The sequence below is a fragment of the Streptomyces sp. NPDC047525 genome (assembly GCF_040643025.1).
Taxonomy (GTDB): Bacteria; Actinomycetota; Actinomycetes; order Streptomycetales; family Streptomycetaceae; genus Streptomyces; species Streptomyces durmitorensis.
Genome location: NZ_JBEYTL010000002.1, coordinates 893,561 through 910,418, shown reverse-complemented (window position 1 = coordinate 910,418; position 16,858 = coordinate 893,561). Strand labels below are relative to the sequence as shown.

Annotated in this window: 18 protein-coding genes, 2 pseudogenes and 1 riboswitch; of the genes and pseudogenes, 11 read left to right on the top strand and 9 right to left on the bottom strand. The window is 68.8% G+C overall.

Annotated elements, in window-relative coordinates; translation table 11 throughout:
* The first annotated feature begins 51 nt into the window (after nt 1-51).
* Complete coding sequence (locus tag ABZ833_RS08945) at nt 52-690, top strand: TetR family transcriptional regulator (protein WP_361043053.1); 639 nt, start codon at nt 52-54, stop codon at nt 688-690.
* A gap of 154 nt (nt 691-844) precedes the next feature.
* Here ABZ833_RS08945 and ABZ833_RS08940 read toward each other — a convergent pair whose 3' ends face one another.
* A complete protein-coding gene (locus ABZ833_RS08940) occupies nt 845-1,015 on the bottom strand; it encodes a hydrophobic protein (RefSeq protein ID WP_249592385.1) in 171 nt (56 codons plus the stop codon).
* A gap of 182 nt (nt 1,016-1,197) precedes the next feature.
* Here ABZ833_RS08940 and ABZ833_RS08935 point away from each other — a divergent pair, with 182 nt between their 5' ends.
* Both ABZ833_RS08935 and ABZ833_RS08930 read left to right on the top strand, forming a co-directional pair.
* Nucleotides 1,198-1,371, top strand: coding sequence for a CsbD family protein (locus ABZ833_RS08935; protein ID WP_249592384.1), 174 nt, complete (start codon nt 1,198-1,200; stop codon nt 1,369-1,371).
* A 459-nt stretch (nt 1,372-1,830) separates the two neighbouring features.
* Nucleotides 1,831-2,026, top strand: a riboswitch (cyclic di-AMP (ydaO/yuaA leader).
* A gap of 3 nt (nt 2,027-2,029) precedes the next feature.
* Nucleotides 2,030-2,770 carry a LysM peptidoglycan-binding domain-containing protein gene (locus ABZ833_RS08930; RefSeq protein WP_361043050.1) on the top strand — a complete coding sequence of 247 codons (741 nt, stop codon included), beginning with the start codon at nt 2,030-2,032 and terminating at the stop codon, nt 2,768-2,770.
* On the opposite strand, the gene ABZ833_RS08925 is transcribed toward ABZ833_RS08930, so the two are convergent.
* The 3 genes from ABZ833_RS08925 to ABZ833_RS08915 form a co-directional block, all read right to left on the bottom strand.
* Entirely contained in the window at nt 2,767-3,753 is a 987-nt protein-coding gene (locus tag ABZ833_RS08925) for an ADP-ribosylation family protein (protein WP_361043048.1), read from the bottom strand. The two genes, ABZ833_RS08930 and ABZ833_RS08925, sit on opposite strands and share 4 nt — an antisense overlap.
* A gap of 59 nt (nt 3,754-3,812) precedes the next feature.
* Entirely contained in the window at nt 3,813-5,498 is a 1,686-nt protein-coding gene (locus ABZ833_RS08920) for a ribonuclease J (protein ID WP_249592381.1), read from the bottom strand.
* 110 nt (nt 5,499-5,608) lie between these two features.
* Nucleotides 5,609-6,637: a hypothetical protein gene (locus ABZ833_RS08915; protein ID WP_361043046.1), complete on the bottom strand. Its 1,029-nt coding sequence runs from the start codon at nt 6,635-6,637 to the stop codon at nt 5,609-5,611.
* 71 nt (nt 6,638-6,708) lie between these two features.
* On the opposite strand from ABZ833_RS08915, the gene ABZ833_RS08910 reads away from it, so the two are divergent.
* Entirely contained in the window at nt 6,709-7,314 is a 606-nt protein-coding gene (locus tag ABZ833_RS08910) for a TetR/AcrR family transcriptional regulator (protein WP_361043044.1), read from the top strand.
* A gap of 57 nt (nt 7,315-7,371) precedes the next feature.
* On the opposite strand, the gene ABZ833_RS08905 is transcribed toward ABZ833_RS08910, so the two are convergent.
* A complete protein-coding gene (locus ABZ833_RS08905; protein WP_361043042.1) occupies nt 7,372-7,569 on the bottom strand; it encodes a hypothetical protein in 198 nt (65 codons plus the stop codon).
* A gap of 10 nt (nt 7,570-7,579) precedes the next feature.
* On the opposite strand from ABZ833_RS08905, the gene ABZ833_RS08900 reads away from it, so the two are divergent.
* Together ABZ833_RS08900 and ABZ833_RS08895 are read left to right on the top strand one after the other, a co-directional pair.
* Nucleotides 7,580-7,864: a hypothetical protein gene (locus tag ABZ833_RS08900; RefSeq protein WP_361043040.1), complete on the top strand. Its 285-nt coding sequence runs from the start codon at nt 7,580-7,582 to the stop codon at nt 7,862-7,864.
* A gap of 138 nt (nt 7,865-8,002) precedes the next feature.
* Nucleotides 8,003-8,359: pseudogene (locus ABZ833_RS08895) on the top strand (alkaline phosphatase D family protein); the annotation flags it as partial.
* Between the two features lie 38 nt (nt 8,360-8,397).
* Here the strand turns inward: ABZ833_RS08895 and ABZ833_RS08890 are convergent.
* Nucleotides 8,398-9,183 carry an SAM-dependent methyltransferase gene (locus ABZ833_RS08890; RefSeq protein ID WP_361043038.1) on the bottom strand — a complete coding sequence of 262 codons (786 nt, stop codon included), beginning with the start codon at nt 9,181-9,183 and terminating at the stop codon, nt 8,398-8,400.
* A 363-nt stretch (nt 9,184-9,546) separates the two neighbouring features.
* Between ABZ833_RS08890 and gdhA the strand changes: the two genes are divergently transcribed.
* On the top strand, nt 9,547-10,905 hold the full coding sequence (gene gdhA / locus ABZ833_RS08885; RefSeq protein WP_361043036.1) for an NADP-specific glutamate dehydrogenase: 1,359 nt from the start codon (nt 9,547-9,549) through the stop codon (nt 10,903-10,905).
* 175 nt (nt 10,906-11,080) lie between these two features.
* On the opposite strand, the gene ABZ833_RS08880 is transcribed toward gdhA, so the two are convergent.
* Nucleotides 11,081-11,848 (bottom strand): alpha/beta hydrolase, encoded by a 768-nt coding sequence (locus ABZ833_RS08880; protein WP_361043033.1) that lies wholly within the window; start codon nt 11,846-11,848, stop codon nt 11,081-11,083.
* Nucleotides 11,849-12,255: 407 nt separating this feature from the next.
* Here ABZ833_RS08880 and ABZ833_RS08875 point away from each other — a divergent pair, with 407 nt between their 5' ends.
* A complete protein-coding gene (locus ABZ833_RS08875) occupies nt 12,256-13,143 on the top strand; it encodes an MBL fold metallo-hydrolase (protein ID WP_361043030.1) in 888 nt (295 codons plus the stop codon).
* Between the two features lie 50 nt (nt 13,144-13,193).
* Nucleotides 13,194-13,865: a serine hydrolase domain-containing protein gene (locus tag ABZ833_RS08870; protein ID WP_361043027.1), complete on the top strand. Its 672-nt coding sequence runs from the start codon at nt 13,194-13,196 to the stop codon at nt 13,863-13,865.
* Between the two features lie 183 nt (nt 13,866-14,048).
* Here the strand turns inward: ABZ833_RS08870 and ABZ833_RS08865 are convergent, their stop codons facing one another.
* Entirely contained in the window at nt 14,049-14,891 is an 843-nt protein-coding gene (locus tag ABZ833_RS08865) for an alpha/beta hydrolase (protein ID WP_361043024.1), read from the bottom strand.
* 553 nt (nt 14,892-15,444) lie between these two features.
* Here ABZ833_RS08865 and ABZ833_RS08860 point away from each other — a divergent pair.
* A complete protein-coding gene (locus ABZ833_RS08860; RefSeq protein ID WP_361043021.1) occupies nt 15,445-15,810 on the top strand; it encodes a hypothetical protein in 366 nt (121 codons plus the stop codon).
* A gap of 312 nt (nt 15,811-16,122) precedes the next feature.
* Here the strand turns inward: ABZ833_RS08860 and ABZ833_RS08855 are convergent.
* A pseudogene (locus ABZ833_RS08855) lies at nt 16,123-16,245 on the bottom strand (deaminase); the annotation flags it as partial.
* A gap of 29 nt (nt 16,246-16,274) precedes the next feature.
* Between ABZ833_RS08855 and ABZ833_RS08850 the strand changes: the two are divergent.
* Nucleotides 16,275-16,769, top strand: coding sequence for a LysR substrate-binding domain-containing protein (locus tag ABZ833_RS08850; protein ID WP_361043018.1), 495 nt, complete (start codon nt 16,275-16,277; stop codon nt 16,767-16,769).
* The last annotated feature ends 89 nt before the right edge of the window (nt 16,770-16,858 follow it).

Genomic DNA, 16,858 nt, shown 5'->3' with positions numbered 1-16,858 from the left:
TTCCTGGAACGCCCTTGACTGTCCCGATCCGTGTGCGCAGGCTCAACGCTGATGAATAACGAAGCCCCTGCTCCAGCCCGCACGCGAGGCCGCCCCCGCGGCAATCCGCCGACCCGTGAATCGATCGTCTCGGCCGCCCGTGCGCTGTTCTTGGAGCGCGGCTACCGACGTACCACTCTGCGTGCGGTGGCAGGAGCCGCCGGAGTCGATCCGGCGCTGATCGCCTACCACTTCGGCTCGAAGAAGGGGCTGTTCGCGGATGTGATGCAGTTCCAGTGCGCCAACGCGCTGACGGTGGACCATGTCCTCGGCGGTGACCCGACCACCCTTCCCGAGCGTCTGATCGACGCGGTGACGGGTCTGTGGGAGGACGCCGATTTCCTGGCGCTCACCGCCCAGGGCGACGAGGCCGCCGAGGTGATCCGTGAATACCTGGAACGCGAGTTGCTGGCCCGGCTTGTTGAATTTCTCGGCGGCCAGGACGCGACCGCCCGCGCCACCGCCGTGACGACGATCCTCGGCGGCCTGATCTACACCCGCTACCTCAACCCGCTCCCCACCCCCGCCGCCCTCACCCCGTCCGAGGCCCGCCACGTCCTGGTCCCCGCGCTGCGCGCGGCCCTGACCCCCAGGCCACGCACCGCGTCGCCCCGGGCCGACGGACGGCTGGGAGCGCGGTCTTCGGCGTAGCGAGGGTGCGACCGGAGAACGGCGAAGGGGTGGGCCCGGCCGTCCCAGGCCAGGCCCACCCCTCAGGCACGCACGCCACCGCCCGTGGCGCCGCGCCGCTCTTTGGTTGGCGCACTCAGGTGCGCGTCACCGTGTTGTCGCATTCAGGTGCGCGTCACCATCGGTACCAGCGGCCCTTGCGGCCGCCGCTCGCAGCGGGCCTGATCACGAAGCCGAGCAGCCACACCACCAGCAGGATGACCGCGACCCACCACAACGCCTTCAGCGCGAATCCCGCACCGAAGAGGAGCAGGGCCAGAAGAAGTACCACGATAAGGGGAACCATTGTTATCAACCTCCAGACGACCGTGTGCTCCCATCCCTGCCGCGCAAACACACAAGAAGCCTGTTTCCCACACAGGTTGAAGGGATCCGATCCCGATCGCGGTCATGATGTTTGGCGGGCAGCTGAGCGGCCAGACGTACCGACAGAACATGACGTCGATGCCAAGGGAGCGTGAGCGGACCATGACCGCCAACGAGAAGGCCAAGGCGAAGACCGAACAGGCCGGCGGCGCAGCCGCGCAAGCCATCGGACGCGCGGTGGGCAACGAAAGCCTTACTGCCAAGGGGCACGCCCTGCAGATGAAGGGCGACGCACGCGAGGCCAAGGAAAAGACCAAGGACATCGGCAAGCATTAACACCCTTTCCACTGCACGTCGTTGGGGCGGCCCCTCCTTGGGGCCGCCCCAACGGCGTTTGGTCAAACGGAAGAAGACAACGGAAGCGGCGGCCGGTCATCACCCGCCCATGAACCGCCGTCGGCCCTCACCTGGGGCGATCAAACTGCTGTTGATGACGATACGCCCGTTTTGACACGAAGAACGACCTCCGCAATATGTCCGTCTTTGAGTTAGAAAGCCACTCCTTTATGTCATTGGCGGAGTATATGCAGTCGTCCCCAATTCAGTGAAACGGGTCACACCGGCAGCCGATCCCGCAGGAGCCACTGAGCGCATTTCCGTTCCACGCAAAGAAAGTTGGGCTTTTCGATCAAAGAGGGCAACGGGCTCCGGTCGACGGCGGCCGGGCCTCGCACATTTCTATTTGAATTCTGGCCTTGTTCGGTCCGGTCTTTCTCGCCTAACGTCACCGTCAATCCGGACGGAACGCCGAATCCTGCCGCTGTCCGGAAACCCTCCACCCACTCACATACGCCCGGCAGGAGCGGGGGACCCAGGTAAGCCGCCGATCCGGATTCCGGAACGGCTCGGGGTGAAGTCGCCTTTGCAGTGCGACCGGACATCTCCCGTCCGAACCCGACAGCTCACCTCGTAGGCGACGGAGAGGAAATTCGTCATGCCTGCAAAGGGAAAGCACCGCCGTCCCAAGTCCAACTCGCTCACCCGGGGTATCGCCGCCGCAGGCACGGGCGGGGCCGTGCTCGTTCTCCCGGTGCTCGGCGCGACCACCGCCGGCGCGGCGGAGGCGGCCGCGGCCGCCAAGCCCGCCGCGGCCCCGAAGACCTACGTCGTCGTCGCGGGCGACACCCTCTCCAAGATCGCCCGAGAGCACTCCGTGAGCGGCAGCTGGAAGAAGCTGTACGAGGACAACCGCAGCGCCCTCGGCGACGACCCGAAGCTGATTCGCCCCGGTGTCCGGCTCACCCTCGACAAGGAGGACTCGGGCAAGCCCTCCAAGGCATCCGGCGAGCGGGCGGACCGCTCCGAGCGCAAGGACGCGGTCGAGCCCGCAGCCGCCCCGGCGAAGAAGTCCTACGCCAACAACCTCGACGGCTGGATCAAGGAGTCGCTCGACATCATGGCCGAGCGCGGCATCCCCGGCTCCTACGAGGGCATCCACCGCAACGTCATGCGCGAGTCCTCCGGCAACCCGCTGGCCATCAACAACTGGGACTCCAACGCCACCGCCGGAACTCCCTCCAAGGGGCTCCTGCAGGTCATCGCCCCCACGTTCTCCGCGTACCACGTGCCCGGGACGTCACTGGACAGCTACGACCCGGTCGCCAACATCACCGCCGCCTGCAACTACGCGGCCGACCGGTACGGCTCGATCGACAACGTGAACGGCCCGTACTAGACCTGATCCCTGTTCGTCTGAAGGACGTCCACCTGCGGCAGAGAACGGTGCCGATGGTGGGCGTCCGCCGTCTCCGCGAGCCTGGGGCGGCCCAGCGCGCGATAGGCCGTGACGAGGAGTTCGTTCGCCAGTGCCTCGCGCGCCGGGTCGCCTGCGGACGCCCAGTGCAGGTCGCGGCCCAGCAGAAGGGCCTCCGTCGGGTCGCCCGCCGAGCAGCGGCGGCGGGCCTCCTCCAGGGACTCCCCCAGGGACTCGGCGTCGTCGAACAGGCCGTACATGTACGTCGCGAACTTGTACTCGTCGGCCCCGTTGTGGGCCGGGCGGCCCAGCGCGGAATCGCCCGACGCGAGTGCGCCGGCGCCGTCGAGCGTGGTGATCCGGTCGGGGTCCACGGGCGGGACCGCCGTGTCGTACGCCCTGGAGTAGGCGAGGCCCGTCTCGGTGCGCTCACCTGTCTCGACGGCGGTCAGCGCATCACGCAGCAGGCCCAGGCGCGAGCGACGGGCCGACACCTCGTCGTCGTCCTGCACGTCGTCGTCGAGGTCGCGCCAGCAGCGTTCGAGGATCGCCCGCACCGCTTCGAGCGGGGTCGTGGAGCGCGTGTCGATGCCGCCGCCGTCGTTGTTGTAGTAGGAGGCGACACCACTGCAGGTTCGGCCGTCGTCGAACCACAGGCCGTGGTGCAGACCGTCGGAGCCGCCGTGCAGGAAGGTCAGGAACTCCGGCGGATCGCGGTAGTAGCGACCGTGCACCCGGACGTCGATGCCGTCCCGCGGCCGCAGACCCGGATCCGCGAACAGATCCAGGATGCCGACCGGGCTCACGCCCAAGTCCTGGAGCGCCCGCTCTCCGTCCGGGCCAAGGGATCCCAGGAACTCCCAGAACTGGAAGATCGATTCAGGCAGTTCGAGCCCCCAGTCCTGGCGGAACCGCTCTTCCACGGCGGCCCGGTCCCTGAAGCCCTCGCCCTTCTCCCCGCTCATTGAACTCCCCGCTCATGACGCTCGTACAGCCGATGACGACGGCCAAGGGTAAGGCTCGCTCAGGCGTCGATGATGACCGGGATGATCAGGGGCCTGCGGCGGTGGGTGCGGTACGCCCAGTTCGCCACGGCACGAGCGATGAGCTGCTCGAGCTGGTGGGCGTCGCCGACCCCTTCCTCGGCTGCGGTGGCCAGCGTCTTCTCGATCACCGGGATGACGGACTCGAAGGTGGTCTCGTCGTGGACGAAGCCGCGGGCCAGGAAGTCGGGGGCCTCGGCGAGCGCGCCCGTGTCGGCGTCGACGATGGCGACCACGGTGACGACGCCCTCCTCGGCCAGCGTGAGCCGGTCCTTCAGCGAGGCTTCGTTGACGCCGCCGACGGTCATCCCGTCCACGTAGACGTAGCCCGCGGGCACCTTGCCGGTGATGGAGGCGCGGCCGTCGACGAGGTCGACGACGACGCCGTCCTCGGCGATGACGACACGATCGGGGTCGACACCGGTGCGGATGGCCAGGTCGGCGTTGGCCTTCAGGTGCTTCCACTCGCCATGGACGGGCATGACGTTGCGGGGCTTGACGATGTTGTAGCAGTAGACGAGCTCGCCCGCGCTGGCGTGCCCCGAGACGTGCACCTTGGCGTTGCCCTTGTGGACGACGTTCGCGCCCCAACGGGTCAGCCCGTTGATCACTCGGTAGATCGCCGTCTCGTTGCCGGGAATCAGGGAGCTGGCGAGGAGAACGGTGTCTCCCTTTCCGATGCGGATCACGTGGTCGCGATTGGCCATCCGCGACAGCGCGGCCATCGGCTCGCCCTGGGATCCGGTGCACACCAGGGTGATCCGGTGGTCGGGGAGCTTCTCCAGCTCCTTCATGCTGACGACCAGGCCCGAGGGAACGTTCAGATAGCCCAGGTCGCGGGCGATGCCCATGTTGCGGACCATCGAGCGGCCCACGAAGGCGACCTTGCGGCCGTGCTGGTGGGCGGCGTCGAGCACCTGCTGGATACGGTGCACATGGCTGGCGAAGCTGGAGACGATGACCCGCCGCGGCGCGGTGCGCAGGACCTGCTCGATCGCGGGGTTGAGCTCGCGCTCGGATGTGGTGAAGCCCGGCACCTCGGCGTTGGTGGAGTCGGTGAGGAACAGGTCGACGCCCTCCTCGCCGAGCCGCGCGAAGGCGCGCAGGTCGGTGATGCGGTCGTCGAGCGGGAACTGGTCCATCTTGAAGTCACCGGTGTGGAGCACCATCCCGGCACCCGTGCGGATGGCGACGGCGAGCCCGTCGGGGATGGAGTGGTTGACCGCCACGAATTCGCAGTCGAAGGGCCCGAATCCGCGCCGGTCCCCCTCCCGCACCCGCACCGTGCGCGGCCGGATGTTGTGTTCCTTGAGCTTGGCCTCAAGGAAGGCAAGTGTCAGCTTCGACCCGACGACGGGGATGTCGGACCGTTCACGCAGCAGGTAGGGCACGCCGCCGATGTGGTCTTCGTGGCCGTGTGTGAGGACCACGGCCACGACGTCGTCAAGGCGGTCCCGGATCGAGGTGAAGTCGGGAAGAATGACGTCGACGCCGGGCTGGTTCTCCTCGGGGAACAGCACGCCGCAGTCGACGATGAGCAGCTTGCCGGCGTGCTCGAAGACGGTCATGTTGCGGCCGATCTCGCCCAGGCCGCCCAGGGCGACAACCCGCAGGCCTCCCTTGGGCAGCGGCGGGGCAGGCTTCAGCTCGGGGTGCGGATGGCTCATGGGGTGACGCTACCGGAGAGTTGAAAGAGCTGTTCAACAGGACGCCCGCGGGCCGCGCGACATGCGCACAGCACATCCCCCGGACGGCTGGTTCGACTCGCCCTCCGAGCTCAGACGCGGAAGATGTGCACGACGTGCCGGGCGTCGGCCAGGGTGTGCGGGGCCAGGGCGTGGTACGCCCACACGTGGACCCAGGCATTGCCGGTGCGCAGGGTGAGCACCGCCTTCATCATGCCGGGGGCGAAGTAGGTCAGGAGCAGGAAGGCCGCCGACAGCAATGCGTCGCCGGGTGAGCCGAACCGTGTCCAGGCATCCCAGAGGTGGAAGACGGCGTAGGCGAGGCCGCACAGGATCACGGTCGCCGGGGTCGAGCCGGTGAGACGGAGCATGCGGGGCAGCAGGATCGCGTAGATGAAGATCATGGCCGGGAGCACCGCCCCCGCGAGGTAGAGCGTGAAGGTCAGTGGCAGGCCCAGGAGGAGTTGGCGGCCGCCGAGGTCGAGGATCTCGGGTTTGAGCACCAGGAACTGCACCGCCGACTCGACCAGGAGGACGGTGGTGATCAGGACGGCGTCGGCCGGGCGGTCACTGGAGCGCAGGCAGAGCCGTTCGGCCGTGTAGCGGCGGAAGTACAGCAGGGGCAGGAGGGCGTACACGACCAGGTTGTAGAGCGCCCAGGTGACGGCCTCCGCCGCGGTGACCTGCTCGTGGGTTCCGTAGAGCGTGCCCGCGAGGTGGAAACCGAAGGGGTGCCAGCCGAGTGAGCGGGCGAGGACGTGTCCGAGGGCGAGCCCGGCGGCTCCATAGGCCAGCAGCAGGAGAGTCTCGCGCAGGGCCTGGGTGCGCTCGGGGGCTCGGGCGGCGATGTCCGGGCGCCGGCGGTGGCGGGTGAGCAGCCGGACGAGGGCCATGAGGAGCAGGACCTCGACGAGTCCGATGTTGGCTTCCAGTAAATGGTCGGTGGTGGTTCGCCCGGTGCTCGACGGCCAGTTGAAGGGCAGCCGGTCCCCGGCGGCGGCGAGGACCAGTGCGTTGAGGGCCAGCCAGCCGAGGACTGCGGCCCATACGGCTCGTGAGCGTGGCAAGGGGATGCGGCGGGCGCGGCGCGACTTCGGGTCGGTGGAGCGGGTGAGCTGCATGGGAGCCTCCGCGATCTATGTAGCACGACCGTGCCACATAGAAAGTAACACAGGCGTGCTATAAAAGACTCATGCCCAAAGTGGTCGACCCTCAGCTCCGCCGAAGAGAGCTGGCCGAGGCCGTATGGCGCGTTGTCCGGCGCGACGGCCTGGACCACGCCTCGGTGCGCAACGTGGCCCGGGAAGCGGGCCTTTCGATGGGGTCGTTGCGGCACTACTTCGTGAGCCAGTCCGAACTGATGGCCTTCGCCCTGCGGATGGTCATCGACCGGATCGAGCAGCGGATCGCGGCGCTGCCTCCGGATGACGATCCCCTGCGGCACGCCGCACGCACCCTCGCCGAACTGCTGCCGCTGGACGACCAGCGGCGGGCGGAGAACGAGGTGTGGCTGGCTTTCACGGCTCGCGCCATGACCGACCCCGAACTGCGAACGCTGCGCGACGAGGGGTACGACACTCTCCGCGCAGGCTGCCGCGGCCTCGTGGCGGGCCTCATCAGCCCCTGCCGCGACCCGGAACAGGAGACCGCCCGGCTGCACGCCCTGGTGGACGGGCTCGCCGTGCACGCGGCGATGCGGCCGGACATCGAAACTCCCCAGTCCATGTACGCCGTCGTCGTCGACCACTTGGCGGAACTGCGGACCCCGCAGGCCACCCGCCCTCCGGCCGAACCCTGACGGGGCCCGGCCGGGTCGGCACGGGGGAGGTCTGCGTGCCATGAGACCCGCCATGGATCACCGAGGGCCGGAAGCGCCGCTCTCGCCCGCCCTGCGGTCCTGGACCTTGATGCGATACAGCCACAGGACGACAGAGAGCCCGAGGACGGCCAGGGCGGTGCCGAGTTCCTTGTAGCCGCCGTACCCCGTGATGGAGAAGCCCGTCGCGCCGACGACGAGGATCGCGCCCAGGGCGACGACGAGGACCCAGGCCAACGGGATGAAGATGCCGGGCAGGCGTATGGGGCGGAGCGCGCTCACCCTGTCCCTGCCGCGCAAGTCCACGGCGACCACGGCGCGCATCGCCTTCGGCGCCCACCGGCCGGATTCCATCGCTCTGGAAGGCCGTACGAGGCAAGGAAGTTGGCGCGAGCTCGCCACCGCCGCGCCGCCCGCGAGTGGCCCGCTGAACCTCGCCCTCCCGAAGCTGCGCACAGACACCTACCGGCTCACGGTGAAAGCCAAGGAAGCAGGCAGCCAGGTCACTTCGCTGGAGCTGCGCACGTCCTGAAGCAGCTCCCCGGCCGGAAACGGCTTCTCCCCCACACGCACACAGCCCAGGAGGCGCACATGAACCTGCTCATCAACGGCGACGCCGAGCAAGGAAGGACGGAGCCCGGACGTCCGTGGAGTTCCCGACACCTGGCACTGCCGGGCCAACTCGATCATGCTCAGCCAGCAGCGCTGGAAGGACGGCAACTACCTCTTCACCGACCAGTGGGACGGCTTCGTCCCCGAACTCAACGACGTCCTGGACCACGTGCGCGCATCCGGCCTAGAAGACCTGGTCGTCATCACCGGCGACCGGCACTCGGCGTTCGTCGCCGACATCCGCACCGATTTCGACGACCTCGACACGCCCGTCATCGGCACCGAATTCACCGCGCACTCGATCACGTCGGACGGCTACGACGCCGACTGGAATGCGGAGGCCGGCCCGGTCTTCGGTAGCGCCAACCCCCACCTGCAGTACTTCGAAGGCAACCGCTACGGATACGACGTGAACGAAACAGTCCGCCGCGCAGTACCGACGCGACTGACAGGTCAAGGCACCCGCGCCACCACCGCGTACATCCCGCTCGGTTCGGGCTGCGGCGCGGGCTGCTCGCGGAACCACTCGGGGGCCGTCACCAACCCGGGGTCGACGGGCTCCAGACCCTCGATGAAGCGGACCGTCTCCTCGCGGGAGCGGAGCGCGAGCGTCATGCCGCTCCTCGCGTACTGCTCGGTCACCCGCTCCGCCACCTCGGGGAAGATGTCGTTGGAGGCGTGGGACAGCACCAGGTGGCTGCCGGACGGCAGGGCCGAGACCAGCGTGGCGACGATGCCGTACGGGTCCTGCTCGTCCGCGACGAAGTGCATCAGCGCGATCAGCGAAAGACCGATCGGACGGCCGAAGTCCAGTACGGTACGGGCGTGTTCGAGGATCACCTCCGGCTCACGCACATCGGCCTGGAGGTAGTCGGTAGCACCTTCCGGGCTGCTGACCAGCAGGGCCTCCGCGTGGCGCAGCACGATGGGGTCGTTGTCCGTGTAGACGACCTTCGCGGACGGCGCGATGCGCTGCACGATCTGGTGCAGATTGGGCGCGGTGGGGATACCTGCGCCGATGTCGAGGAACTGGTCGACGCCCAGTCCCGCGAGATGGGCGGCGGCCCGCTTCATGAACGCGCGGTTCTGCAGGGCTCCGATGCGCACCTCGGGCGGCAGCTTCTCGCCCACTGCCTCGTCCACGGGGTAATTGTCCTTGCCCCCGAGCAGCCAGTCGTAGACCCGTGCGGGGTGCGCCTGGCCGGTGTCGATGCGGGGTCGGGGGGAGGGTGCCGTCATGAGCGGACTCCATCGTCACAGGGAGGCGGGCGGGTGGCTGGCGCTCAGCAGTGTGCCATGCCAACTGGCTTATACAGCAGGTGCGTTGGCGGTGCGGGCGTTGACGGCGCGGGCATTCCGGTGCGGGGCCACCACCATCGTTCGCATGTGCCGTGGCTCACACGGGCCCTCCGTCCTGCGGATGCGGCGCAAGTTCGGTCTCGCATAGTGGTCGCGCTCTGGACCTGGGCACTGGGCAGCATGTTTCCATGCGCATAAGACGTGATCGTCCCGCGCACGGCTATGGCGCCGTACGCCCCGACCGGCTGTACCGGAGCGCGCCGCGCCGGACCCCCGGTGTCAGCCGTTCCAGAAAGGGCTCCTTTGACCACGCGTTCCGAGACGAAGACCACGCTCGCGCAGTTGCTCACCGCGATCGAGCACCGCAACCCGGCCCAGCCGGAGTTCCACCAGGCTGCCCAGGAGGTCCTGGAGACTCTGACGCCCGTCATCGAGGCTCGCCCCGAGTACGCCGAACCCGGACTGATCGAGCGGCTCTGCGAGCCGGAGCGGCAGGTCATCTTCCGAGTGCCGTGGCAGGACGACCGGGGTCGCGTCCACGTCAATCGCGGGTTCCGGGTGGAGTTCAACAGCGCGCTCGGCCCGTACAAGGGCGGCCTGCGCTTCCACCCGTCGGTGAACCTCGGTGTCATCAAGTTCCTGGGCTTCGAGCAGATCTTCAAGAACGCGCTGACCGGTCTTGGCATCGGCGGCGGCAAGGGTGGCAGCGACTTCGACCCGCGCGGCCGAAGCGACGCGGAGGTCATGCGTTTCTGCCAGTCGTTCATGACGGAGCTTTTCCGGCACATCGGTGAGCACACGGACGTGCCCGCGGGTGACATCGGCGTCGGCGGTCGCGAGATCGGCTACTTGTTCGGCCAGTACCGGCGCATCACCAACCGCTGGGAGGCCGGTGTCCTCACCGGCAAGGGGCCGGGCTGGGGTGGCTCACTGATCCGTCCGGAGGCCACCGGATACGGCAACGTCCTCTTCGCGGCGGCGATGCTGCGCGAGCGCGGCGAGGACCTCGAGGGCCGCACGGCGGTCGTCTCCGGCTCCGGCAACGTCGCCATCCACACCATCGAGAAGCTGGCCGCCCTCGGCGCCAACGCCGTGACCTGCTCGGATTCGTCCGGTTACGTGGTCGACGAGAAGGGCATCGACCTTGACCTCCTCAAGCAGGTCAAGGAAGTGGAGCGCGGCCGGGTCGACACCTACGCCCAACGACGGGGCGCATCGGCCCGCTTCGTGCCGGGCGGGAGCGTCTGGGAGGTCCCGGCCGACATCGCGTTGCCGTCGGCCACACAGAACGAGCTCGACGGCGACGATGCCGCCGCTCTGATCCGCAACGGTGTGAAGGCCGTTTCAGAGGGCGCCAATATGCCGACGACCCCCGAGGCGGTGCAACTGTTCCAGGAGGCGGGTGTCGCGTTCGGGCCCGGCAAGGCGGCCAACGCAGGCGGTGTAGCGGTCAGCGCCCTGGAGATGGCCCAGAACCACGCCCGTACGTCGTGGTCGGCAGCACGGGTCGAGGAAGAACTGACGCACATCATGAACGACATCCACACCACCTGCCACGAGAGGGCCGAACGCTACGGTGCCCCCGGAAACTACGTGACGGGGGCGAACATCGCAGGCTTCGAGCGGGTGGCGGACGCGATGCTGGCCCAGGGCGTCATCTGAGAACCCAGGCGCCAGACGCCTGCCCGTGGGCCCCTGCCGAGAGTTCAGCAGGGGCCCACGGTGTGAAGAGCTACCGAGGGCCGGGAGCCGGGACCTGTACCTGTACCTGTACCTGTCCTCGATGAGCGGCATTCCGGCCGACGTCAGCCAACGGCTGCTGCCGGACGGCCCGGCCTCACTTCAGGTGTCGGGTGAAGAACTGGGCCGCGGCGTCCCCCGCGAACTGCGGGACGCCGGTGTGCCCGCCGAGGTGGGCGTGCAGGGACTTCTCCTTGGAGCTGAAGGCATCGAACAGGTCCAGGGCCGCCTGCCGGTCGTTGCCTTCGTCGTCCCACTGCAGCAGGACATGCAGTGGAATGGTGACCTGCCGGGCCTCCTCGTACATGGCGCGAGGCACGAAACTTCCGGCGAACAGAACACCGGCCGAGATACGCGGCTCGACCACCGCCAGCCGGATGCCGATGGAGATCACTCCCCCCGAGTACCCGACCGGGCCACCGATCTCGGGCAGCGTGAGGAGGGCGTCCAGGGCGGCCTGCCATTCCGGGACGGCCTGTTCGACCAGCGGGAGGATGAGGGCGTCGACGATCCCGTCGCTGACCGGTTCCCCGGCCTCCATCGCCCGCCGCAGGTCGGCACGGGCCTGCTCGGCGGCGGGCAGGCGGGGCCGGTCGCCGCTTCCGGGGAGCTCGATGGTGGCCGTGGCGAAGCCATCCGCCGCTGCTTGCTGGGCTCGGCCCACCAGCCGGGGGTACATCTTGCGCAGCCCCAGGGGAGGATGGCCGAGCAGGATCAGAGGCGCAGGTGCGGATGGCTCTGGTGCGGATGCGGATGCAGATGCGGGTGCGGATGCGGGTGTCCACAGGATGCCGGGGATCTCACCGAGAGTGAATTCGCGCTCGAGGACGCCGCCGTCGAGGCGTTGCTCGGAAGTGAAATGCATGGTCGTGCCTTTCGGGAGTGCACTGGAACGGCGCTCCCGGACGACCTGTCTATCGCCCGACCGTGGCCCCGGAGGGGAGCACCCATGTCGATACTGCGTTCACGGGTACCACCTCCTCGATCTCTCGCACGGCCTCCGGAAACGTAGCAGTGGTCGCCCTCGTCCGCCCAACGGTTTTTGCGGTATCTCCGTCGCCGGATGCCAAGGAGTCACCGAGCAGGGCTACTTGGGGTGCGTCGCCTGCATAGGGAGGCTGGAAAATCTGGATAAACGCGCCTAAAACTACCCTCAGAACAGGGCGGCGGTGCAAGTACAAGATCCGTACCCTCTTCCTCTCCCCGCACGGCGCGCGATACCCCTGAGAACGAGCGGCCGGTCAGCGGGCGCCATGCGTAAGGGAGTGGACCATGGGCGATGAACGGTTTGAGGGCGGCTGGCACGTGGACGAGCGCTGCATGAACTGCGACGTCGCCCGGCAGCTCGCCCCCGGCCTGATCGGTGAGGCTGACGGTCGCGCGGTCGTCCTGCACCAGCCGCACGGCCAGGACGAGATCCGGCAGTTCCACGCCGCCGCGCACGCCTGTCCCACCCGCTCGGTTCGTCCCCCGACCGGGCGGCTGGACGCGGCGCTGGATCCCTTCCCGCTGGCACTGGACGACTCCGTGTACCTGTGCGGGCACAACTCCCCGCACACCGCAGGAGCCAACTCCTACCTGTTACGCCGCGCCGACGGCGCCCTGATGATGGTGGACACGCCGCGCTGGAGCACTTCGCTGGCCGCGCGCTACGAGGCGCTGGGGCCCGTCACCGACGTCCTGCTCACCCACCGCGACCACGCCGCGCACGGCCGTCGCTACGCCGATCGTTTCGGGGCCAAGCTGTGGATCCACGAGGGTGACCTGGATGCCGCCCCGGAGGCCGATTGTGTGCTCCGTGGCACCGAACCGGCGGAGATCGCCGGCGGGGTCGTCGCCTTCCCCCTTCCTGGACACACGCGGGGCAGCGTGCTCTACCTCGCCGACCAGCGGTACTGCTTCAGCGGCGACAGCTTTTACTGGTCGCGCACGACAGCGGACGTCGAGGTGGCCGACAGCGTCACCTGGTATTCCATCGAGGAGCTGGCCGCCTCCCTGGCCCGCACCGCCCACCAGTTGCGCTTCGAGTGGCTGCTACCGGGCCACGGCGACCGCCAACGCCTCCCCGGCGACGACATGGCACAACGGCTGCGGCAGCTGACAACGCGTACCCAAGAACTCCGGCCCCGCCCCGTCGACTTCACCGCGATGCGCTGGTAGCTGCGCTGTCCCGCGCGAGTGGGGGGCTGGTACCCCCGGAGGCCGGGGGCGTGCACCATGAGCAGCCGTCGCACCCACGTAGCCGCCCTTCTGTCCGCCGCCGCTCTCGTCGGCATATCCACTCCGACGGCCGCCGCGCCATCAAGGCCGGGACCGCCGTGATGCGTCTGGTGGCCGACGGCGAACTGCAGGTGGACGACCGCGCCGGAAGGTACGTGCCGCAGCTCGCCGACAGCCCGATCACCGTCCGGCAGCCCCTCAAGCAGTGCAGCGGCCTGACCGACTACGCGCGGCTGATCGACTGGGACGAGCCCAACAGTGACGAGGGCTACGTCGGGCTGGTGCTGAAGGCCGGCCCCGAGTTCGAGCCCGGCACGGAGTGGGGCTACTCCAACACCAACTACCTGGTGCTCGGCATGGTGATCGAGAGCGCCTCCGGCACCGACTACCGTTCGTACGTCGAGGACACGATCCTGGAGCCGCTGGACCTCAGGTCCACGTACTGGCCCGACCTCGACGAGCTCACCCTGCGCGGCCCGCACGCCCACAACTACGGCATCCACCCCGCCCACCCGGAGCAGGGCGAGGCGGATGTGACGGAGCTGCCTGGCCATGAGTTCGGCGCGTCCGGCGGCCTCGTGACGACGCCCGGGGACCTCAACGCGTTCTGGACGGCCTGTTCGGCGGCGGGCTGCTGCCGCGCTGGGCGGTGCGGCAGATGACGCACGACACGACGCGTGTACACGACCACCGGGGCGGCCGAGGGCTCCAAGCTCGCCCACCTCCAGGGCGCGGTGGACGCCGCCCTGTGCGACGGGCGCTGAGGGAAGCACGCCTGGCGGCACCTCATTTGCTGCGTGCGGGCCAGACCCGTGCGGCAGCCTCCGCCCTCTGCCCTCTGCCCTCTATCCGAGCGTGAGCATCGCCTCGGTGACCTCGCCGACCGCCGCGTCGGGGATCGCGTTGGCGGTCTCCTTGAGGACGAGCAGTCGTGCCCCGGGGATCTCGCGCGCGATCGCCTCGCCGTTGCCGACGGGGAAGAACCGGTCGCGGCGGCCGTGGACGACGAGTGTGGGGATCTCGATCTCGGGCAAGCGATCGCGCCAGCGGGGTGTGCAATCGAGCCTGGAGAACACCATGCCCATCTGGTTGGCCATGTGGACCGGGGCCCCGGTGCCGGGCGTGCGGTCCCAGATGCGCGCGGCGATCGTGCGCGCGGCGACGGGGTCGTCACCACGGATCTCCGCGCCGGCGGCGGCGAACTCCGCAACCGCCTCGCGGTCGGTCCAATCGGGCATCGGACGCGCGAACAATCGGCTCATCGTCGCCTGGTCATGATCGGGGAGGTCGTCATCGGGCGGGCCAGGTGCAACCGCGCGGGTGCCGACCAGGGTGAGCGCCGAGAAGGTGCCCGGGTGGTCGAGCACGGCCACCTGGGCGACCATCCCGCCCACGCCGATCCCCGCGAGGTGCGCGGGTCCCCCGCCGAGCGCCTCAGCAAGCGCCGCCGCGTCGGCGGCGAGGCCGCGCAGGGTGTAGGCGGGCGACTCCGGATCCGCCGTTGTCGACTCCCCGCTGTCGCGCAGGTCGTAGCGCACCACACGGCGCCCGCCGGCGGCGAGGCGCTCGCACAGCGCGTCGGGCCAGGAGAGCATCGTGGTCCCGCCCGCGAGCAGAACGAGTGGCGCGTCGTCGTCACCGAACGACTCGATGCCCAAGGCGATCTCATTGGCGTTGACAGTGGTCATCGGATCACCGAATCCCGGCGCCCGGCACAATAGGCGCGACGTGCCGTGCCGTCGCTGCCCGGACCGTTGTCCGAGCTGGGGTCGGGCCCCGGTGACGAAGCCGTCGCGAGAGTCCGAGATGCAGCGATGATTCGAGTCATGCCAGGGCAGACCCGATCCACCGCCCAAACTCATCGGTCACGCACGAGGCGTGTGGCGGGGGGGCGAGTTCGGCGGCACGACGCGCGAGGCGAGGCGGCACGCCGTACGTACAGCTCTCCTCGCACCCCCAGCCATGCACGAGGACGGCATAAGACTTCGGCCCGTCCCGGTCGACAATCTCTACGGCTACCCGCGCTCGTGACCTGCGCCTGGGCCCGGGGCCTCTGAGTTCCTTGCCACCTCTCGGCAAAGAGCAGTCAGATGCACCGAGTTTCACAGGGCGCTGACTGGCAACACGGACTGCATGGCTGAAGAGAGAAGAACCTCTGACAACAGCGCCGGAAACGGCCGGCACAGCACGAAGGCAACAGCCGCCAAGGGGCGGTCGACTCCAAGCACAGGAGCGCACAAGGTGAACACCACTGCACAGAAGGCCAAGCAGGAATCGGCTCAGGCTGCCGAGAAGGCGAAGGATTCCGCTGGCGAGGCGGCCGACGCCGCCGCTTCTGGTGCCCATACGTTCGGTCTCGCGACGCAGCGCGCAAAGCAGGCGGCATCCGCCGGTATCGAGAGCGGCGGCAAGACAGTGGTATCGGCCACCGGCAAGGTCGCTTCCACGGCAGTCGCCGGCTGGACCCTGGTGAAGAACCGCAAGGCCATTGCCGCAGGGGCTGCCGCTGGTCTGGTCACCGTGGTCGGAGCTTCTTTCACCGCCGGGCGCCGGTCAGCGAAGATCCAGGGCGGACCGCTGACTCGGCTGACACATGGCCGTATCTGACTTCTGCCGCATGAACCACATAGACCCACCACTTCAGGCGTCAGGGTGGCGAGAGGGCTAGTCCCCTCTCGCCACCCTGACGCCTGAAGTGGTGCAGCCACCCGCCTCAACTGCTCCGACCTCGCGCCCTGAGGCCCGGAGATCTCGTCATGATCGCATCGCTGTCCGGTCCGCTCCATGCCGCTTCCCCACGACGGGGTGGCCGGCGGCGCACCGATCGGTTCCGTACCGTCAGCGTGGTGTGGTTAATTCCGCACGACGGACGTGACCGGCGTCGCGCCCCTCCTCGGGGGGAACCGAGGTGATCATGCATCAGCGCACGACGTCGAAGACGTTCATCTGCATGCCGTTGGCGTACGCCTCGTGCTCGACCAGCTTCAGCTGCTGCGCGTCCTTGTCGGTGGTGCTGAACGGACGCTTGCCCGCGCCCAGCAGTCGACGAACTGGGAGCGGTCCAGCGCCAATTGCGGGACAGCCTGCGGCGCGCCGAGCAGGCAGCCCGAGGGGCTACCGGGATTCTCCGCCTGGGCATGATCGCCGCCAATGTGGACGATCTAGAGCCGTACTTCCAGGCGTTCGCCACCGCGCGTCCCGGCGTCGCAGTGCAGATCCGCACCATCGGCTTCGCCGACCCCTTCGCCGGGCTGCGCGCCGGAGAACTCGACATCGCCATGCTGTGGCTGCCCGTCCGGGAGCCCGACCTGACGGTGGGCCCGGTGATCCACATCGAGCCGGTGGTGCTCGCCGTCTCCTCCCACCACCCGCTCGCACGCCAGGCTTCGGTCTCCCACGAGGACCTCGCCGACCAGGTCACCATCGGCGACGCCGCGCCCGCGTACTGGCGCGCAGCCATGGTGCCGTCGCACACCCCTACTTCGCACGGCCGGGGTCTTTCGTGCGGACCGCTGGGCGGCCCGAGGAGGATGCCCAAGATCAGCCTCGAGCCATGTGCACCGTGACCGTCTTCTGTCCGTATGCCGACGCGGGTACAGGAAGGCGACCTCGTGCTCGCGGGCGGTCAGCACGACGGTCACGGTGCAGGAGGACG

What these genes read in the sequence shown, in the direction of transcription:
- ABZ833_RS08945 (WP_361043053.1), top strand. Translation starts at nt 52, where the DNA reads ATGAATAACGAAGCCCCTGCTCCAGCCCGCACGCGAGGCCGCCCCCGC.
- ABZ833_RS08940 (WP_249592385.1), bottom strand. Translation starts at nt 1,015, where the DNA reads ATGGTTCCCCTTATCGTGGTACTTCTTCTGGCCCTGCTCCTCTTCGGT.
- ABZ833_RS08935 (WP_249592384.1), top strand. Translation starts at nt 1,198, where the DNA reads ATGACCGCCAACGAGAAGGCCAAGGCGAAGACCGAACAGGCCGGCGGC.
- ABZ833_RS08930 (WP_361043050.1), top strand. Translation starts at nt 2,030, where the DNA reads ATGCCTGCAAAGGGAAAGCACCGCCGTCCCAAGTCCAACTCGCTCACC.
- ABZ833_RS08925 (WP_361043048.1), bottom strand. Translation starts at nt 3,753, where the DNA reads ATGAGCGGGGAGAAGGGCGAGGGCTTCAGGGACCGGGCCGCCGTGGAA.
- ABZ833_RS08920 (WP_249592381.1), bottom strand. Translation starts at nt 5,498, where the DNA reads ATGAGCCATCCGCACCCCGAGCTGAAGCCTGCCCCGCCGCTGCCCAAG.
- ABZ833_RS08915 (WP_361043046.1), bottom strand. Translation starts at nt 6,637, where the DNA reads ATGCAGCTCACCCGCTCCACCGACCCGAAGTCGCGCCGCGCCCGCCGC.
- ABZ833_RS08910 (WP_361043044.1), top strand. Translation starts at nt 6,709, where the DNA reads ATGCCCAAAGTGGTCGACCCTCAGCTCCGCCGAAGAGAGCTGGCCGAG.
- ABZ833_RS08900 (WP_361043040.1), top strand. Translation starts at nt 7,580, where the DNA reads ATGCCGGGCAGGCGTATGGGGCGGAGCGCGCTCACCCTGTCCCTGCCG.
- ABZ833_RS08890 (WP_361043038.1), bottom strand. Translation starts at nt 9,183, where the DNA reads ATGACGGCACCCTCCCCCCGACCCCGCATCGACACCGGCCAGGCGCAC.
- ABZ833_RS08880 (WP_361043033.1), bottom strand. Translation starts at nt 11,848, where the DNA reads ATGCATTTCACTTCCGAGCAACGCCTCGACGGCGGCGTCCTCGAGCGC.
- ABZ833_RS08875 (WP_361043030.1), top strand. Translation starts at nt 12,256, where the DNA reads ATGGGCGATGAACGGTTTGAGGGCGGCTGGCACGTGGACGAGCGCTGC.
- ABZ833_RS08865 (WP_361043024.1), bottom strand. Translation starts at nt 14,891, where the DNA reads ATGACCACTGTCAACGCCAATGAGATCGCCTTGGGCATCGAGTCGTTC.